Annotated in this window: 4 protein-coding genes and 1 pseudogene; all 5 read left to right on the forward strand. The window is 69.3% G+C overall.

The genetic code is table 11. The features are described 5' to 3' along the window. Positions 1–786, forward strand: a pseudogene (locus AC1DQP_RS16810) (DUF802 domain-containing protein); the annotation flags it as partial. After that, entirely contained in the window at positions 783–1,430 is a 648-nt protein-coding gene (locus AC1DQP_RS16815; RefSeq protein WP_256774293.1) for an OmpA family protein, read from the forward strand. The pseudogene AC1DQP_RS16810 and the gene AC1DQP_RS16815, both read left to right, overlap by 4 nt. Then, complete coding sequence (locus AC1DQP_RS16820; RefSeq protein ID WP_457319302.1) at positions 1,420–2,052, forward strand: DUF2894 domain-containing protein; 633 nt, start codon at positions 1,420–1,422, stop codon at positions 2,050–2,052. Before AC1DQP_RS16815 ends, AC1DQP_RS16820 begins: the two co-directional genes overlap by 11 nt. Before the next feature lie 298 nt (positions 2,053–2,350). Further along, positions 2,351–2,650, forward strand: coding sequence for a hypothetical protein (locus AC1DQP_RS16825; protein ID WP_457319301.1), 300 nt, complete (start codon positions 2,351–2,353; stop codon positions 2,648–2,650). Positions 2,651–2,660: 10 nt separating this feature from the next. Continuing rightward, on the forward strand, positions 2,661–4,601 hold a 1,941-nt coding region (mgtA, locus tag AC1DQP_RS16830), incomplete at its 3' end, for a magnesium-translocating P-type ATPase (RefSeq protein ID WP_478052048.1).

Genomic DNA, 4,601 nt, shown 5'->3' on the forward strand with positions numbered 1-4,601 from the left:
TTGCAGGACGCACTGGAATCCCGCGATGCCCAGCGCCTGGCACAGTGGAGCGGCGCGTTCGAAGCGCTGACCGTCACGCTGGGCGAGCAGTGGTCGCAGACCAGCGCGCAGGTCGCGCAGCGCCAGCAGGCAATCTGCGATGCCCTGGCAAGCACTGCGCAGCAGATCAGCGCGCAGACCCAGGCCCACGCCAGCGACACCATCGCCGAGATCTCGCGTCTCGTACAGGTGGCTTCCGAGGCGCCCAAGGCCGCCGCCGACGTGGTCGCCGAACTGCGCCAGAAACTCTCCGACAGCATGGTCCGCGATACCGCGATGCTGGACGAGCGCAGCCGTCTGCTGGCCACGCTGGAAACCCTGCTGGATGCGGTCAACCACGCCTCGACCGAGCAGCGCACGGCGGTGGACGCGCTGGTCACCACCTCGGCCGATCTGCTTGAACGGGTCGGCAGCCGCTTCACCGAGCACCTGGCGGTTGAAACCGGCAAGCTCGGCGAGGTGGCCGCGCAGGTCACCGGCAGCGCGGTCGAAGTGGCCAGCCTGGCCGATGCCTTCGGCGGTGCGATGCAGGTGTTCGGCACCGCCAGCGCCGATCTCGGGCAGCGCCTGGAGCAGATCGGCACCGCGCTGGATGCATCCTTGGCACGCAGCGACGAGCAGCTGGCGTACTACGTGGGCCAGGCACGCGAGGTGATCGACCTCAGCGTGCTGTCGCAGAAGCAGATCATCGAGGAACTGCAGCAGCTCGGCGCACGCCGGGGCACTGGCAAGGCCGCCAGCGCATGAGCGATGAGATCGAGGTCGACGGCGAGTCCGGTGCACCGATCTGGGCCGCCTTCGGCGACCTGATGTCGGTGCTGCTGGGCGCGTTCGTGCTGATCCTGGTCGGCGTGGTGGCGCTGCAACTGGAGCTGTCCACCCGCCTGGACCATGAGGTCAAGCAGCGTCAGGCCGAAGCGGCGCGGCGCAAGACCCTGGAGCAGGCACTGGCGGTGCCGCTCGCGGCCGGCCGGGTGACACTGGTGGATGGCCGCATCGGCATCCGCGGCAGCGTGCTGTTCGCGCTCAATTCCGACCAGCTGCAGCCGGAAGGCCGCGAGCTGCTGAAGAGCCTGGCCGCGCCGCTGGCCGAGTATCTGTCCTCGCGCGAGGAAATCCTGATGGTCAGTGGCTTCACCGACGACCGCCAGGTGCGCGAAGGCAATCGCCAGTTCGCCGACAACTGGGCGTTGTCGGCCGAGCGCGCGCTTACCGTGACCCGCGCGTTGATCGCCGAAGGCGTGCCCGCCTCTGCGGTGTTTGCCGCCGCGTTCGGCGCCGAGCAGCCGGTCGGCTCCAATGCCGATGAGGACGGGCGTGCACGCAACCGGCGTGTTGAAATGGCGCCGATTCCGCGGCCCAGGCCGGCCAAGGCCAGCAATGGCGGCTAAGCCGGTCGATCCGCGCGCGCGGCTGGAACAGTGGCGCCAGCAACAGCTGGACCGGCACGACCCGGTCGCGTTCGCGGTGCTCGATGCCCTGCAGGCACGTGCGGCGCGTGCGCAAGGGACCGCGCGCACGCTGCTGGAACAACGCTTGTCCGACCGCGTGGCGGCCTACGCCAGTGCGCTCCCGCGCGCTTCCCGGCGCGGCGTCGTCGCAGCGCCGCTGCGCGCGGCGCCATTGGCCGATCTGGTCGCGGAACTTGCCGCCCGCCCGCGCGTGTTGTCCACACCCGACGCGTCCAGCGGCGCGCAAACGGCCCCAACCGCTTACCCTGCCCTGCCGGCGATCGACGAATTCCGTGCGCTGTGGGCCACCGTGCGCAGCCGCAGCCAGGTACGCCAATCGCTGGCGGCCGCACCCAGCGATGGCGGTCCGCTGAACTCGGCGGTGCTGGTGCATCGCGCGATCACGTTGATGGGCGACATCTCGCCCGGTTACCTGAAACACTTCCTGGCCTACGTGGACAACCTGTCCTGGCTGGAACCGCTGCAGCCACGCAGTAGTGCGCCGGCGCGGGACGTGGGCCGCATTCCCAAGCCGCGTCGCGCACGCCCGGCCAAGTCCTGATCCACGCGGTCGGCCGACGGCCGGCATCGCACCCCTATACCAAGGTATATCGCGGCGAACCCACGGGCATCTAGGCCTGCGGGCGTGCGGTGCGGACAATACGCGCACCGGTTCGGCGCAGTGCGTCGCCCCGGATCCGCCCTTCCGCTACCGGATTTCCCCATGGATCCCGATCCTGCCGGGCGCCACGCGCCCCTGATCCACCCACTGCCCTGTTTCACCCCGGCGTCCGGCCGGCGGCTTCGGCTCGACTGAGTCACTGGAAGCCGACGGGCGCTGCCTGCCCGGAGGCTTTCCGATGAACTACAAGATCCTCTACATCACCCTGCGCCGCCTGATCGGTGAGCGCAACGTCGCCGCGCTGCGCAGCCAGCTGTTGCAGCACGGCGCACCGCTGTTCGCCCGTGCCCTGGCATTGGGCTCGGCGCGGATCATCGCCGACGCCTTGAGCCTGCTGCCGATCGTCGAGCGCGTCAGCGTGCTGCGCCACCTGCCCGCGCCGATCCGTACCGCCATGAAGCCGCTGTGCTCGCGCGGCAATCCCCGTTTTTCGCTGCCGATGGTGACGTTTTCCGTCGCCCGCGCGCAGCACGCCTGAGGAGTTCCCCATGACCCTGCTCAACGCATGGTTCGATGCCTTCCTGCGCAGCCGCCGCGCCGGCAGCCTGTTCCGTCGCCGTGCCCTGCCCGAGGCGGGCATCGGCCGCGGTGCGGCGACATCGGTGCCGGTGGACTTCAGCGATGGCCTGCTGCGGTTGGCGCATGCGCCCTTGGCCACTGCACTGGCCGCGCTGGATTCGCATCCCGATGGACTGAGCATGCATGAGGCCGGCGAGCGCCTTGACCGCGTCGGCCCCAACGAAATCGATCACGAAAAGCCGCTGCCGTGGTGGCGCCATCTGTGGCAGTGCTACCGCAACCCGTTCAACCTGCTGCTGACCCTGTTGGCGGCGGTCTCCTGGCTGACCGAGGACCTCAAGGCCACCGTGGTGATCGGCACCATGGTAGTGCTGTCCACCCTGATCCGCTTCATCCAGGAAGGGCGTTCCAACCGCGCCGCCGAGCGGCTCAAGGCGCTGGTCGGCAACAACGCACGCGTGCTGCGGCGTTCGGCGGGGACCGAGGCGGCCGACGTGGCCGACCAGTACTTCGGCGCGCACCTGCACAGCCGGCGGCCGGCGCAGCAGCGCTCGCTTCCGATCCGCGAACTGGTCCCCGGCGACCACATCGTGCTCTCGGCCGGCGACATGATCCCGGCCGACTGCCGCGTGCTCACGGCCAAGGATCTGTTCGTGGCGCAGGCGGCGATGACCGGCGAGTCGCTGCCGGTGGAGAAGTTCGCGGTGCCCGATGTGGCCCAGGCCAATCTACTGGAACAGCCCAACCTGCTGTTCATGGGCACCAACGTGGTGTCCGGGACGGCCACGGCGGTGGTGCTGGCCACCGGCAACCGCACCTGCTTTGGCACCATCGCCCAGCGCAGCACCGCCACCGAGCGGGCGCCCACCGCCTTCCAGGCCGGCGTCAACAGCGTCAGCTGGCTGCTGATCCGCTTCGCGCTGGTGATGGTGCCGTTCGTGCTGCTGGTCAACGGCGTGACCAAGGGCGACTGGACCGAAGCGTTCCTGTTCGCGCTGTCGGTGGCGGTCGGGCTGACCCCGGAAATGCTGCCGATGATCGTCACCTCCACCCTGGCCAAGGGCGCGGTGCTGTTGTCGCGGCGCAAGGTGATCGTCAAGCGGCTGGATGCGATCCAGAACTTCGGCGCGATGGAAGTGCTGTGCACCGACAAGACCGGCACCCTCACCCAGGACCGGATCGCGCTGGAGCGGCATACCGATGTGTTCGGCAACGACTCGCAGGACGTGCTCACCTTCGCCTACCTCAACAGCCACTTCCAGACTGGGCTGAGCAACCTGCTCGACCGCGCGGTGCTGGAGCACGTGGAGCTGCAGACCGAGCTGCGCCTGGCGCAGGACTACCGCAAGGTCGATGAGATTCCGTTCGACTTCGAGCGCCGCCGCATGTCGGTGGTGGTGTCCGAGCGCGACGACCACCACGAGCTGATCTGCAAGGGCGCGGTGGAAGAGATGCTGGCGGTGTGCAGCACCGTGCGCGAAGACGGCCGCGACCTGCCGCTCGACGCGGCGCGGCTGGCCCGGGTGCGGCAGACCACCGAGGAGCTGAACGAACAGGGCCTGCGCGTGGTGGCGGTGGCGATGAAGGAAACCCCGGCGACCCAGCAGGTCTACTCGCAGGCCGACGAACAGGGCCTCACCCTGCTCGGCTATGTGGCGTTCCTGGATCCACCGAAGGAATCCACCGCGCAGGCGCTGCAGGCCCTGGCGGCGCTCGGCGTGGAGGTGAAGGTGTTCACCGGCGACAACGAGCTGGTCACCGCGCGGGTGTGCGCCCAGGTGGGCCTGCACGCCGATGCGATCCTGACCGGGCCGCAGATCGAACGCATGGACGATGCCGCCGTTGCCGACGCACTCACCCGCCACCGTGTGTTCGCCCGGCTCACCCCCCTGCACAAGGAACGGCTGGTA

Source organism: Stenotrophomonas sp. P5_A8 (assembly GCF_056400545.1).